Genomic DNA, 12,336 nt, shown 5'->3' on the forward strand with positions numbered 1-12,336 from the left:
TCATCTGTAAAGAAACTTTACCCATATGGGCAAAGGTCGAACGTTTAAGTTTCCGCCCGGCCGCGCCGATCACTACGGAGTCCACCCCCCGCTCCGAGTGGAGCTCCAGCATGCTGAACCGTGATCGCGCGTGGCTCTGGTACCTGCTTGTCGGCACGGTCGTCGCGGTCGCGTACATCGTGCTGCCGGCGAACCAGGCCACGAACTGGATCTTTCCGCTGGTCAACGCGACCGGCGGCATCGCCGCGTTCATTGGGCTGCGCCGCAACCGGCCGCGAAACCGCTCGGCCTGGACCATGCTGGCCACCGCGCTCGCGCTCTCGGCCGTCGGCGACATCATCTTCGCCGGCTACGACCTCTTCCAGGCGGAGCCGCCGTTCCCGTCGGTCGCCGACGTCCTCTACATCGCCGCACACCTGCTCGCCGCCGCCGCGGTCGTCCGCCTGAGCCACCACGCCGGGCGCGACAGTTTCCTCGAGGCGGGCGTCCTGACCGTCCCGCTGGCGCTGCAGTACTGGATCCACATCATCAGCCCTACCATGCACGACCAGGGCAACGCTCTCGCCGTACTCGTCGCGGTGGTCACCCCGGTCAGCACATTGATCGTGCTCTTCGGCGCCTTGCGCGCCGGCCTTTCCATGGAGATGCGAAAGATGCCGGCCCGGCTGCTGGTGGCCGGCATGGTCTGCTGGTTCGTCCCGGACGCCTACTACGCGACCGCCAGCCTGAACGGCACCTACACCGCCGGCGGCTGGATGGACCTGGGCTGGATGTTGATGCCCCTGCTGCTCGGCGCGGCCGCGCTGCACCCGCAGATGCCGCAGCTCAACGTGCCGCTGCATGTTTCCACGAACATTCTCAGCGTGCGCCGCTACCTGGTCGTCATCGCCGGGGTGCTGGCGCTCGACGCGTACGCCGCCCTCAGTGCCCACGGCGTGGCGCGGCTGGTCGGCCTGGCCGTGCTGGTCTCCGCGACGCTGGCGGCGGTGCGCATCCGCCGCCCGCTGCGCGACATGGGCCGGCGCGCCACACAGGACGCGCTGACCGGGTTGCCCAACCGCACCGAGCTTCTGCGCCGGCTCACTTTCGCGCTGGCCGAGCTTCCCTCCGACGGCAGCAGCAAGGTCGCGCTGCTCTTCTGCGACCTCGACCGCTTCAAGGACGTCAACGACAGCCTCGGCCACGAGGCCGGCGACCGCATGCTGGTGACGATCGCCGATCGCATCGTCGCCACCGTCCGCGGCGACCAGGACATCGTCTTCCGGCTCGGCGGCGACGAGTTCGTCATCCTCATGCCGGGCGCGACCGACGAGGACACCGACGCGGTCGCCGAGCGGCTGGTCACCACGTTCACCGAGCCGATCGTCATCGACGGCGTCGAGCTGTTCCCGTCGGTGTCGGTCGGCGTCCGCACGACCGACGACTTCCAGGCCGACCCGGCCGAGCTGCTCCGCGACGCGGACACCGCGATGTACCAGGCGAAGAGCGGTGGCCGCGGCCGCGCCGAGCGCTTCGACGACCGGTACGCGGCGGCGGCGAGCGCCCGCCTCCGGCTGGACACCGAGCTGCGGCACGCGCTGGTCAACGGCGAGCTGCTCTGCCATTACCACCCCGAGATCGACCTGGTCACCGGCCGCCTCTACGCCCTCGAAGCCCTGGTCCGCTGGCAGCACCCCGAGCGCGGCCTGCTCTCGCCGGACGAGTTCGTGCCGCACGCCGAGACACACGGCATCATCGGCCAGCTCTTCGAGCAGGTCCTCGACCAGGTGCTGACCGCCCAGGACGGCTGGCTCGCCGAGTTCGGCTGGCGCCCCACGGTCGCGGTGAACGTGTCGCCGCGGCAGCTCAACGACAGCCGGCTGATCCCGGTGGTGCTGGCCGCGCTCGAGGCACATGACGTGCCGCCGTCCGCCCTGATCCTCGAGGTCACCGAGACCGCGCTGGTCGACGAGGCGGTGATGACCGGCACCCTCGCCGAGCTGCGCCGGCACGGCGTGGCGGTGGCGGTCGACGACTTCGGCACCGGCTACTCGTCGGTGTCCCGGCTGGCCGACCGGCACTGGGACGCACTGAAGATCGATCGCAGTTTCGTATCGGACTTCACCGACGACCCCGCCCGCGAGGGCGTCGTGCACGCGATGATCGCGCTGGCGCACGCGCTTGGCCTGCGCGCGATCGCCGAGGGCGTCGAGGACGAGCCGACCCTGGCGAAACTGCGTGAGCTGGGCTGCGACGCGGCGCAGGGCTACTTCTACACCCGCCCGGTCGGGGCGTCCGACATCAGCCGGATGATCGCCGTCTCGCCGGAATGGAGTGGTTCGACGCTTGCTATTTCGGGTTAGCAGGAATGCGTACGCGGAAAAGCCCTGTCACCCTGGAAGCGTGACATTGCGCTGCCTCCTCGTCGACGACAACTCCCAGTTCCTCGCCGCCGCACGCGACCTGCTCGAGCGCGAGGGCCTGACCGTCGTGGGCACCGCCGGGCACATCGCCGACGCCGTCGGGCAGGCGGCCGACCTCGGCCCCGACGTGGCCCTGGTCGACATCAACCTGGGCGGCGAGAGCGGCTTCGAGCTGGCCGAGCGCCTCCGCCCGACCCCCGTGATCATGATCTCTACGCATTCCGGCGACGATTACATCGACCTCGTCGAGGAGAGCCGCGCGATCGGCTTCCTCGCGAAGACCGCGCTGTCCGCCAGCGCGGTGAAACAGCTCCTGGACGCCTAACGCGCCTCCAGGAACGCCAGCACCGCCAGCACCCGCCGGTGGTGGTCGTCGGTGTCGGCCAGGTTCAGTTTCGTCAGCACGCCGCGTACGTGTTTCTCGACCGTGCCCTCGGTGATGAACAGCCGCCGCGCGATCCCGGCGTTGGACTGCCCCTCGGCCATCTGCCCCAGGACCTCCCGCTCGCGGGCGCTCAGCACGGCCAGGGGGTCGTTGCGCCGCCGCGCGGTGACCAGCTCCGCCACCAGGCCCGGGTCGATGACCGAGCCGCCGTCGGCGATTCTTTCCAGCGCGGCGAGAAACTCCGAGACGTCGGTGACCCGGCTCTTGAGCATGTACCCGATGGCGCGCCCGCCGGCCAGCAGCTCCATGGCCTGGTCGACGTCCGCGTACGCGGAGAGCACGAGGATCCCCACCTCCGGCAGCTCCTTGCGCAGCTGCCGGGCGGCCTCGAGCCCCTCGGTCGTGTGCGACGGCGGCATCCGCACGTCCGCGACCACGATGTCGGGTCTCGTGCGCCGGGCCAGCTCCAGCAGTTCCGCGCCGTCGCCGGCCTGGCCCAGCACGGTCAGGCCCGACCGCTCGAGCAGGCTTGCCAGCCCTTCACGCAGCAGGACGTCGTCCTCCGCCAGCACCACTCGTAGACCGGTCACCGAAGCATTAAATACCGGCTAGCCGGTAACGAGGAGTCGTGCTGCCCTCGATGTGCTCAAGGCCGCGTTTCGCGAGGCTCTTGGTATGTGCGATCACCACCCCGAGTGCCCGCCGATCGACCAGCCCGGCTGGGACTCCGCCCACGTCCTCGTCCACCACGCCGAGCTCGGCTGGAGCATGCTGTGCAACGGCGCGATCGTCCTCGACGCCGCCGCCCGGCCCGCTACGGTCACACCTCTGCGCCGGCGTGCGCCCCGGAAGGCGCGGGTCCCGCTGGCGGCTTAGACCGGGATCCGGCACCGCACCGTCGTGCCGCCGCCCGCGGGGCTGACCAGCTCGAACGTCCCGCCGAGCGCGGCGATCCGGTCCTTGAGCCCGACCAGCCCCGAACCCTTGGCCTCATCCGCCCCGCCGGCCCCGTCGTCGCGCACGACGAGCACCAGGGTGTCGCCGTCGAGTGACGCATTGACCTCGACGACCGCCGCGTCCGCATGTTTCACCGCGTTGGTCACCATCTCCGAGACCACGTAATAGACGCCGACCTCCACGGCTTGCGGCAACCTTTTCGCGAGATCGACGGAAACTTCGACCGGCACCGGCGATCGCCGGCCGATCGCCCGCAGCGCCGGCCGCAGCCCCGAGTCGGTCAGCACCGCCGGGTGGATCCCGCGCGACAGCTCCCGCAGCTCGTCGATCACCGTCGTGAGGTCGGCCGCGAGCTCGGGAAGATTTGCGGCCTCGGCGGTGCGCAACCGCAGCGACAGCGCGACCAGCCGCTGTTGCGCCCCGTCGTGCAGGTCCCGCTCGATCCGCCGCCGCGCCTCGTCGGCGGCCGCCACGATCCGGGCCCGCGAGCTGACCAGCTCGGCCCGGCTCTGCGCGTCGGCCACCGCGGTCGCCACCAGCTCGGTGAACTCGGCCATCCGCGCCTCCGAGTCCGGCGGCGGCCGATCTTCCGAGCAGACCAGGAACATCCCCCAGACCCGGCCGTCCACGTGGATCGGCATGCCGAGCGCGTCGCCGTCCCGGGCGGCCCGCCCGGTGCGGCGAACCTTCGCGATCAGCTCGTCCGCGCTGGTCACCGCGCCCTCGGCCGCCACGTCGGTCGCGCCGCCGTCCCGCTCGAACCGCACCAGTCGTGCGGTGCCGCCGCCGAAGTGCCGCAGCACCTCGCGGGTGACCGCCGCGAAGACCGACCGCGGCGACTCGCCCCGCGCGATGAGCAGGGCGACCCGCCGCAGCGAGGCCTGCGTCTCGGCCAGGTCGCCCCGGGCCCGCTCGGCGGCGAGCGCCCGCCGCCCCGTCGAGGTGGTGACCGAGCCGACGATCACCGCCATCACGATGAACAGCCCGAGCACGGCGTACGCCGCGTCGTTGATGTCCCGCAGCGGCGGCAGGAAATACCAGTCGTACGCGAGGATCGCCGCAACCCCGGTCGGCAGCGCGTAGAGGATGCCCGCCACGCGCGCGATCCCGAGCACCACCGCCAGCAGCGCCAGGCCCATCAGCAGATCGGGCGCGTGCCCGCGGGCCGCCGAGCAGACGAGCGCGGACACGATGAAGGAGCCCACCCCCGCGACGATCGCGAGCGCGACCTCGACCGGGAACGGCAGCCGGGATCGCACGTGTCAGGCGGCTCGTTCGGTGAGCCGGATGACGGGCAGCTCGCGGTCGGTCTTCTGCTGATAACCCGCGAAACGTGGCGCCGCGTCGCTGATCTGCTGCCAGGCCTGCTCGCGCTCGGCGCCGGCCAGTTGCGTCCCGGTCACCGGAACTTTCCGCCCGCCGACCTCGATCGTCACGTCGGGGTTTGCCGCGAGGTTGAGATACCAGGCCGGATGGGCCGCCGCGCCGTTCGCCGACGCCACGATCAGCCACGTGCCGTCGCCGCCGGGAAAACTGCGGACCGGAGTTTCGCGGCTGGCGCCGCTCTTGCGTCCCACGGTGGTGAGCACCAGCATGTCGCCGGCTTTCTTGCCGCGGATTCGCTTGATCGTCATCTTGTTGGCCCAGTTCAGCAGCGCGCCGCGCGGCTGGCGGGCGCCACGGGTTCCCTTGCGGGTGGTGTCGAAGCCCAACGCGATCCCCTCGCCTCTCCGGCCGGTGCGGCCGTTCCGCTGCGATTCTGCTCGATGTCCTGCCCGTACGCGATCCCGGCGTCGCCGAAAATATTTCGACGAAAAGGTTTCGGCGCGCCAGCGTCAAAACTGTCGTCGAAGCCGTGATCACCTGCGTCTATTGACGAAATCACATGCGCTGGTATGGTCCTGAAAAGGTTTTCGCAACCTGCTTGGAACATCGACCGCCGGGTGCCTCCCCACCTCCGTCGGTTCCACCTCCCGACCCCCACCGGAGGGCAGCAGCATGTCGACACCTCGTGCCCGGTTACGCCGGGCGCTCCTGGCCACCGTCCTGGCCACGGTCCTCGTACCATTCACCCCGGCGGGGCCGGCCACGGCCGCCGCCGCCTTCACCAGCGCCATCACCGACGGCACGAACTGCCTTCAGGTGAGCGGCGGCACGGCCGGTCAGCAGCTCGTCCTCGGCACGTGCGGGCAGTCCTTCAGCTTCACCCCGGTGTCCGGCGCCACCGACGCCTACACGATCGGCACCCCGGCGGCCGGAAACTGCGTCGACGTCTCGGGCGCGTCCACCGCCGACAACGCGGCGATCATCCAGTGGCCCTGCCACAGCGGCAACAACCAGCGCTGGCGGGTGCAGCCCAGCGGCAACGCGTACGCCATCGTCTCCGTCTCCTCCGGAAAGTGCGTGTCCGCCGCCGGCGCCTCGATCGTGCAGCTGCCGTGCACGTCTAGCCGGGTCTGGCGGGTGCCGGGGCTCACGCCCAGCACCGGGCCGGCCACCCGCACCGTACGCGTCTTCTGGCTCCGCCCCAGCGACGTCCCCTTCGACCAGCGTTATCCGGACGGCATCGCCGCCGTCCTGGCGGAGGCGCAGCGCTACTACCGGCAGGAGCTCGGGAGAACTTTCGCGCTGAACAACCCGGTGGTCGAAGTGGTCACGGGCGACCAGGTGCGCAGCTGGTACGAGAACACCCCCAACTGCGGGGAGAAGTACTGGTGGACGGTCTGCAACATGCAGACCGAGCTGCGTCGCAAGTTCGGGCTCGGCGCGCCGGACAGCCGGTGGATCAACGTCGGCGAGATCAGCGCCGAGGGCGACGGCGCGGGCGGTGGCGGCGGCAACGGCTGGGTGATCCTCAGCGGGCACGACGCCGACGGAGCGGCGGGCATCAACGGCGCGATGAACCGCTGGTACGGCGGGATGGTGCACGAGCTCGGCCACGCGCTGGGTCTGCCCGACTCCTCCTCGACCGACGGCACCCCGATGTCGGCGTCCTTCTACAACTACCCGAACACGCATTTCAGCACGGCACAGAAGAGCCAGATCCTCAGCGGCCCGTACGGAAGTTTCCTGTCCTGAGAAGGAGAACGCGATGAAACGGTGTGCCGCGGCGGTCTTCGCCGCCTCCCTCTTACTGACCCTGCTCGTCCCCGGTCGCGCATTCGCCGCGACAACTTTCGCCAGCACCATCGCCAACACCGCGAACAGCAACTGCGTCACGGTCCCGGGCGGCGCGACCACCGCGGCGCTCCAGCTGACGCAGGCGGCCTGCGCCCAGTCCTTCACCCTGACGCCCGTCGCCGGCAGCTCCGACACCTACACGATCGCAACCCCGGCCAACACCAACTGCGTCGACGTGTACGGCGTGAGCACCGCCGACAACGCGCAGATCATCCAGTGGCCGTGCAACGGGCAGAACAACCAGCGCTTCCAGCTGCGCCCGGTCGGCACGAACACGTTCAACCTGGCCGCCGTCCACTCCGGCAAGTGCATCGCCCCGGCCGGCGACTCGTCCGCCGCCGACACCGGGCTCGTGCAGCTGCCCTGCACGACGGCCGCCTCCCGGGTCTGGCGGCTGGCCGGCTTCCCGACCGGCGGCGGCACCACGAAAACTTTCACGAATCCGCTGAAGGTCCAGGGCCCCGACCCGTGGCTCACGTACTACAACGGCTACTACTACCTGGCCACCACGACCTGGAACAACAAGATCACGATGCGGCGGTCGGCGACGCTGGGCGGGCTCGCCTCGGCGGCCGACCAGACCATCTTCACGCTGACCCGGCCCAACGGCGCCGGCACCATGTGGGCGCCCGAGTTCCATCTGCTCACCGGCCCGAGCGGCACCCGCTGGTACCTGTACTACGTGGCCGGGCAGGAGCCGTACAACCTGGGCACGCAGCGTATACACGTGCTCGAGTCGTCCGGCACCGACCCGATGGGGCCGTACACGTTCAAGGCCGACCTGCTCGATCCGACGGCGAACAACACGTGGGAGCTCGACCCGAGCATCATGCAGCTCAACGGGAAGCTGTACCTGCTGGGCACCTACTACAACGGCAGCCAGCCCAACTTCATCCGCGAGCTGTCCAACCCGTGGACCGCGGCCGGCACCCGCCACGTGCTCTCCAGCCCCACCTACAGCTGGGAGACGGTCGGTGGCGCGGTCAACGAGGGCGCCGAGGTGCTGCAGCGCAACGGCAAGACTTTCATCGTCTTCTCCGCCTCGCACTGCTCCACGCCCGACTACAAGCTGGGCATCCTCACCTACAACGGCGGCGACCCGCTGAACGCGTCGTCCTGGGTGAAGTCGTCGACCCCGGTCTTCCAGCGCAACAACGCGGCCGGCGTCTACGGGCCCGGGCACAACGGCTTCTTCAAGTCCCCGGACGGCACCGAGGACTGGATCGTCTACCACGCCACGAACAACTCCGGCGGCAACTGCGACCTGAACCGCTCGACCCGCGCCCAGAAGTTCACCTGGAACGCCGACGGCACGCCGAACTTCGGCTCTCCCGTCGGCCTGGGCGTCACGCTCACCGCTCCCTCCGGCGAGTAAGCCTGACCCTGTCCCTACCAGCCGCGGCGCGGCCTCCCTCCGGGGGCCGCGCCGCGGCACGCTTGGTGTCATGGTGGTTTTCGGTTTCGGCGCGCACAGCGGTTTCGCGGACATGGCGGATCTGACGCGGATGGTCCGGCAGGCGGACGACGACGGGCTCGACCTGTTCTCGCTGTCCGACCATCCCTACCTGGGCGCGCGCCTCGACGCGTACGCGAGCTTGGGTTTTCTCCTGGGAAGCACCCGGCGGATAGCCGGCTTCGCCAATGTCACCAACGTCCCGCTGCGCCCGGCGCCGGTGCTGGCCCGGACGGTGACGTCGCTGTCGGCCCTTTCCGGCGGCCGCGTGGTGCTCGGCATAGGCGCGGGCGGGCTGTGGGAGCGGATCACCGCGATGGGCGTGCCGCGGCTCTCCCCGTCCGATGCGGTCGCCGCCTTCGAGGAAGCCGCGCTCGTCGTCCGCATGCTCTCCGGCGGCGGCGCGCCGGTAACTTTCCACGGAAGGTTCCACTCGCTGGACGAAATCGAGCCGTCCCCGACGCCCGCACCCGAGATCTGGACCGGCTCGGTCGGGCCGCGCTCGCTGGCCGCAACGGGACGGGTGGCCGACGGCTGGATCCCAGGTCACGCGGCCGACTGGCTGAGCCCGCGCTTTCTTTCGTCGCGCCCCCTCATCGACCAGGCCGCCGTCGCGGCCGGACGCGACCCCGGTTCCATCCGCACCGTCTTCAACTTTCCGGGCCGCATCACCGACCGCCCGCTCGCCGCGACGCGAAATCGGGAAGGGCGCTGGATCGGCGGCTCGGTGGAGCAGTGGATCGAGGAGTTGAGCGGCGCGGTCCTCGACCACAACGCCGCGGGCTTCATGCTCTTCTCCCCGGAGGGCGGCGGACCTGGCGACCTTGCCCTCAAGCGCTGGGCCAACGAGATCGTCCCGGCGGTGCGAGCGGCCATCAGCGGATGAGGCCCTGCCGGTAGGTCGCGTGGAAGGGCTGCCAGCCGAGAGCGTCGCGAGCGCGGTCGTTGCGGACGCGCCACGACGGAAAACCGGCGCGCCCGCCCGGCGGTGGGGGAGCGGCGCCAACCGCGGCGGCGATGAAGCCGAAAATTTCGCGCCAGCGCGACGGCTGGTCGTCGGCGACGATCAGCGACCGGCGGGACGGCCAGCGGTCGATCGCCAGCACGGTGGCGGCGGTCATGTCCTCGATGCGGACGAGGGAGGCGTAGTCGCTGCCGTCGCCGGGCAGGCGGAGGCGACCCTCGCGCGCCCGCGCGAACCAGTCGTCGTCGAGGCCCGTGCCCGGGCCGTAGAAGAGGCCGCCGCGAAGGATGCACCAGTCGAGCCGGGACTGACGGATGCTGTCCTCCATCGACAACGCCGCGGCGATCGCCCGGCCGGCCGTCGAGTCGTCGGGCGGAAACGCGGTGTCCTCATCGGCCCATTCGTCGCCGGCGCCGCTGTTGACCAGCGCAATGCTCTGCTGGAGCACCCGCTCGACTCCGGCGTCGCGGCAGGCGGCGGCCCAGATCGGCGTGCCCTCCCGGCGCAGGCGGTCGGTAGCCGCGAAATCGCCAGGCCCGCTCGGGCCGGGCAGCGTCGTCGCCAGGTTGAGCGCGACGTCGCAGCCCCGCAGCGCGGTCGTCAACTGGTCACGCTCGAAGATGTCGGCCCGGCGGACGTCGGCGCCGCAGGCGTGGGCGACCGTGGCCGTATCGGGGCGGCGTGCCAGGGCCCGTACGCGGTGGCCCCGCGCCACCAGGCGGGGGATCAGATGCCGGGCGTAGACCCCGGAGGCGCCGAGGACGGCAACGGACGGTTTCATGGTTTCGTGGACCCTAGCGGACGCTTCGACTTCGCCGCCGCCTACGACGAGCTGAACCCCGGCCGGGACGATCATCTGTTCTACCGGTCGCTCGCCGACGAGGCCGGGGCGACGCGGGTGCTCGACCTCGGATGCGGCACCGGGACACTGACGCGGGCCTTGGCGGCGCCGGGGCGCGCCGCCGTTGGGATCGATCCCGACGCCTCGATGCTGGGCGTCGCCCGCGAGCAGCCCGGCGCCGCGCTGGTCGATTGGCGGCTCGGGCACAGCGACCGCGCCGACACCGGCTCGGCGGATTTCGCGGTCGTGACCGGCCACGCGGCGCAGGTGTTCCGCGATGACGAGGAGTGGGCGCGCGCCCTCGCCGATCTGCACCGGGCACTCGTTCCGGGCGGGGTACTGGCCTTCGAGTCGCGCAACCCGGCCGCCCGGGCCTGGGAGGGCTGGACCCGCGCGGAGACGCTGCGTTTCGCAGGGCCAGTCGAGTTCTGGCACGAAACCGCGTGGGTGTCGCTGCCACTGGTCGCCTACGACACCCTCACCCGCGATCCGCGCACCGGCGCCGAGACCTCGGACCGCGACATCCTCGCGTTCCGCGAGGCTGCCGCCCTGGTCCGGTCGCTCGAGGACGCGGGCTTCTCGGTCATCCACGAGTACGGCGACTGGCAGCGCGCGACGCCGGCCGCCGACTCACCCGAGATCATCCTCGTCGCCCAGCGGCCCTGACGAAGCGTTACAGCAAACCGCCCAACGACGGTGACTCTTCCTGGGGCGGGCGAAGCGCTTCCTCGTAGTACTCGGAGAACGTGACCCGGTCGGACATGCCGACCTCGTGCAGGAACTGCTTCGGCCCGGAACTGATCGGCACCCAATCCAGGTACTTGCGCCAGTTCTCGAGATCGGCGTGCCACAGCTCCACGAAGGTCTGGCACAAGCGGTGGGTGATTTCGGCGCTGCGGCCGCGGGCCGCCTCGAGCGAGCGGCGCATGCGCTCGTGCTCCGGCTTGTCGTCCAGCTCGGAGAGGATGAAGTCGATGAACATGCGGCGGCGAAAGAGAGCATCACCCCAGTACGCGCTCCGCGCCGTATCGATGGACCCGTCGCTTTCGAGCAGCCAGAAAAGTCCTTCGGCCAAGGTGTCGCCGAGCTCCTCGGCTGCGGCACGCTGCGGGTTGCCGAAGGGATCGTAGGCGCGTTGACGCACCGCTCCGGCACGTGCCGCTCGAAAGGGAATGCCGTCCCCGAGCAGGAAGAGCCAGTCCTCGTTGTAGATGTTCGGATAGAACGACCGGGTGCCGAGCGGATCAATGATCATCGCGCCACCGCCGATGAAGGTCTCCTGGTGGCCACCGACGCTGCGGTACGCGTGGCACACGACCGAGTTGTCCTCGAAACCTTGGTTGGCCAGTCCGACGGCGCGATAGGCCTCATCCTTCTTGTTCAGGAGCCCGGCTGCCTTCTCCAACTCGGTGATGTCGTTGACGTGGATGTCATCGTCGAGGAACAGCACGCGTTGCCAGCTCGATCCGCGCGCGAGCACAATCCCCAGATTTCGTTTCAAACTCAGATCGCTGCCGTTGTAGAAACCCCCGCGCTGCAGTAGCCGGTCAGTTTCGAAATACGGCAGTTTCCGGGCAAGCGACTGGTCGACATCCGCCACGATGACGGGCGCGCGTTCGTGCTTGGCGAGTTTCCGGGCCAGTTCGGCCGAGGAGGCCCGGCTGCACAGCGCCACGACCGGACGGCGGAGGGCCTTGCCGACCCGCATGACGTGCCGGAGCGCGTCGACCGGCCAGGCGGTCGGCACGATGATCGCGTCCAGCCGCGCCGGCGTCGTGTCGTCGGACAACTCCTCGTCCACCAGGAGGCCGGTGTGGGAACCGTGGTGGAGTTCTCTGGCGTCCGCACTCGGTGGGTCGTCGGCCGGCACCCTACGCCTCCGGCCAGGCGTTCAGGACGGTGCCCGGCGCCGTCCAGTCCGGTGTCGCGGCCAGGCCGTTCAGCACCTGAACGCGGAAGAGCAGGCTGAAGGTGTCCCCGGCGAATCCCCGCGCGAGATGGCCGGCGTTCTTGTCCCGGAAGACGTCGTGGGTGAGCGCTCGGACCGTACCGTAGACGCCGCTGCCGTACATGCCGTTGCACACGGTGATGATCTTTTCGCGGTTCATCGGATTTCGCGCCCGGAACAGGTGACCCACGTCCTGCACCAAGACA

13 protein-coding genes are annotated in these 12,336 nt (G+C 70.2%); 7 read left to right on the forward strand and 6 right to left on the reverse strand.

Annotation, left to right across the window (positions count from 1 at the left end):
- The first annotated feature begins 110 nt into the window (after positions 1-110).
- Complete coding sequence (locus ACIA5D_RS08470) at positions 111-2,342, forward strand: putative bifunctional diguanylate cyclase/phosphodiesterase (RefSeq protein WP_396029205.1); 2,232 nt, start codon at positions 111-113, stop codon at positions 2,340-2,342.
- A 40-nt stretch (positions 2,343-2,382) separates the two neighbouring features.
- Positions 2,383-2,727, forward strand: a complete 345-nt coding sequence (locus tag ACIA5D_RS08475) for a response regulator transcription factor (protein WP_396029206.1) — start codon at positions 2,383-2,385, stop codon at positions 2,725-2,727.
- On the opposite strand, the gene ACIA5D_RS08480 is transcribed toward ACIA5D_RS08475, so the two are convergent.
- A complete protein-coding gene (locus ACIA5D_RS08480; RefSeq protein ID WP_396029207.1) occupies positions 2,724-3,377 on the reverse strand; it encodes a response regulator in 654 nt (217 codons plus the stop codon). The two genes, ACIA5D_RS08475 and ACIA5D_RS08480, sit on opposite strands and share 4 nt — an antisense overlap.
- A gap of 85 nt (positions 3,378-3,462) precedes the next feature.
- Between ACIA5D_RS08480 and ACIA5D_RS08485 the strand changes: the two genes are divergently transcribed.
- On the forward strand, positions 3,463-3,663 hold the full coding sequence (locus ACIA5D_RS08485; protein ID WP_396029208.1) for a DUF5999 family protein: 201 nt from the start codon (positions 3,463-3,465) through the stop codon (positions 3,661-3,663).
- Here ACIA5D_RS08485 and ACIA5D_RS08490 read toward each other — a convergent pair.
- Positions 3,660-5,003: an ATP-binding protein gene (locus ACIA5D_RS08490; RefSeq protein WP_396029209.1), complete on the reverse strand. Its 1,344-nt coding sequence runs from the start codon at positions 5,001-5,003 to the stop codon at positions 3,660-3,662. The two genes, ACIA5D_RS08485 and ACIA5D_RS08490, sit on opposite strands and share 4 nt — an antisense overlap.
- 3 nt (positions 5,004-5,006) lie before the next feature.
- Entirely contained in the window at positions 5,007-5,456 is a 450-nt protein-coding gene (locus ACIA5D_RS08495) for a nitroreductase/quinone reductase family protein (RefSeq protein WP_396029210.1), read from the reverse strand.
- A 286-nt stretch (positions 5,457-5,742) separates the two neighbouring features.
- Here ACIA5D_RS08495 and ACIA5D_RS08500 point away from each other — a divergent pair, with 286 nt between their 5' ends.
- The 3 genes from ACIA5D_RS08500 (at position 5,743) to ACIA5D_RS08510 (ending at position 9,263) form a co-directional block, all read left to right on the forward strand.
- A complete protein-coding gene (locus ACIA5D_RS08500; protein WP_396029211.1) occupies positions 5,743-6,822 on the forward strand; it encodes an RICIN domain-containing protein in 1,080 nt (359 codons plus the stop codon).
- A 13-nt stretch (positions 6,823-6,835) separates the two neighbouring features.
- Positions 6,836-8,299 carry a family 43 glycosylhydrolase gene (locus ACIA5D_RS08505; protein ID WP_396029212.1) on the forward strand — a complete coding sequence of 488 codons (1,464 nt, stop codon included), beginning with the start codon at positions 6,836-6,838 and terminating at the stop codon, positions 8,297-8,299.
- Positions 8,300-8,369: 70 nt separating this feature from the next.
- The gene (locus ACIA5D_RS08510; protein WP_396029213.1) at positions 8,370-9,263 is read left to right on the forward strand and encodes an LLM class flavin-dependent oxidoreductase; all 894 of its coding nucleotides are present in this window, start codon (positions 8,370-8,372) and stop codon (positions 9,261-9,263) included.
- Here ACIA5D_RS08510 and ACIA5D_RS08515 read toward each other — a convergent pair.
- A complete protein-coding gene (locus ACIA5D_RS08515) occupies positions 9,253-10,122 on the reverse strand; it encodes an NAD-dependent epimerase/dehydratase family protein (protein ID WP_396029214.1) in 870 nt (289 codons plus the stop codon). The two genes, ACIA5D_RS08510 and ACIA5D_RS08515, sit on opposite strands and share 11 nt — an antisense overlap.
- 6 nt (positions 10,123-10,128) lie before the next feature.
- Between ACIA5D_RS08515 and ACIA5D_RS08520 the strand changes: the two genes are divergently transcribed.
- Positions 10,129-10,848: a class I SAM-dependent methyltransferase gene (locus ACIA5D_RS08520; protein ID WP_396029215.1), complete on the forward strand. Its 720-nt coding sequence runs from the start codon at positions 10,129-10,131 to the stop codon at positions 10,846-10,848.
- A gap of 7 nt (positions 10,849-10,855) precedes the next feature.
- Here ACIA5D_RS08520 and ACIA5D_RS08525 read toward each other — a convergent pair whose 3' ends face one another.
- Together ACIA5D_RS08525 and ACIA5D_RS08530 are read right to left on the reverse strand one after the other, a co-directional pair.
- Positions 10,856-11,983, reverse strand: a complete 1,128-nt coding sequence (locus ACIA5D_RS08525; protein ID WP_396029216.1) for a hypothetical protein — start codon at positions 11,981-11,983, stop codon at positions 10,856-10,858.
- Positions 11,984-12,053: 70 nt separating this feature from the next.
- Entirely contained in the window at positions 12,054-12,329 is a 276-nt protein-coding gene (locus tag ACIA5D_RS08530) for a hypothetical protein (protein WP_396029217.1), read from the reverse strand.
- Positions 12,330-12,336 lie beyond the last annotated feature (7 nt).

Origin of the sequence: Actinoplanes sp. NPDC051513 (assembly GCF_044454685.1) — a bacterium.
In the GTDB taxonomy this organism is placed as follows: Bacteria; Actinomycetota; Actinomycetes; order Mycobacteriales; family Micromonosporaceae; genus Actinoplanes.

Excerpts from the sequence above, each read along its gene's own strand:
- ACIA5D_RS08470 (WP_396029205.1), top strand. The coding sequence starts at position 111 with ATGCTGAACCGTGATCGCGCGTGGCTCTGGTACCTGCTTGTCGGCACG.
- ACIA5D_RS08485 (WP_396029208.1), top strand. The coding sequence starts at position 3,463 with ATGTGCGATCACCACCCCGAGTGCCCGCCGATCGACCAGCCCGGCTGG.
- ACIA5D_RS08500 (WP_396029211.1), top strand. The coding sequence starts at position 5,743 with ATGTCGACACCTCGTGCCCGGTTACGCCGGGCGCTCCTGGCCACCGTC.
- ACIA5D_RS08505 (WP_396029212.1), top strand. The coding sequence starts at position 6,836 with ATGAAACGGTGTGCCGCGGCGGTCTTCGCCGCCTCCCTCTTACTGACC.
- ACIA5D_RS08510 (WP_396029213.1), top strand. The coding sequence starts at position 8,370 with ATGGTGGTTTTCGGTTTCGGCGCGCACAGCGGTTTCGCGGACATGGCG.
- ACIA5D_RS08515 (WP_396029214.1), bottom strand. The coding sequence starts at position 10,122 with ATGAAACCGTCCGTTGCCGTCCTCGGCGCCTCCGGGGTCTACGCCCGG.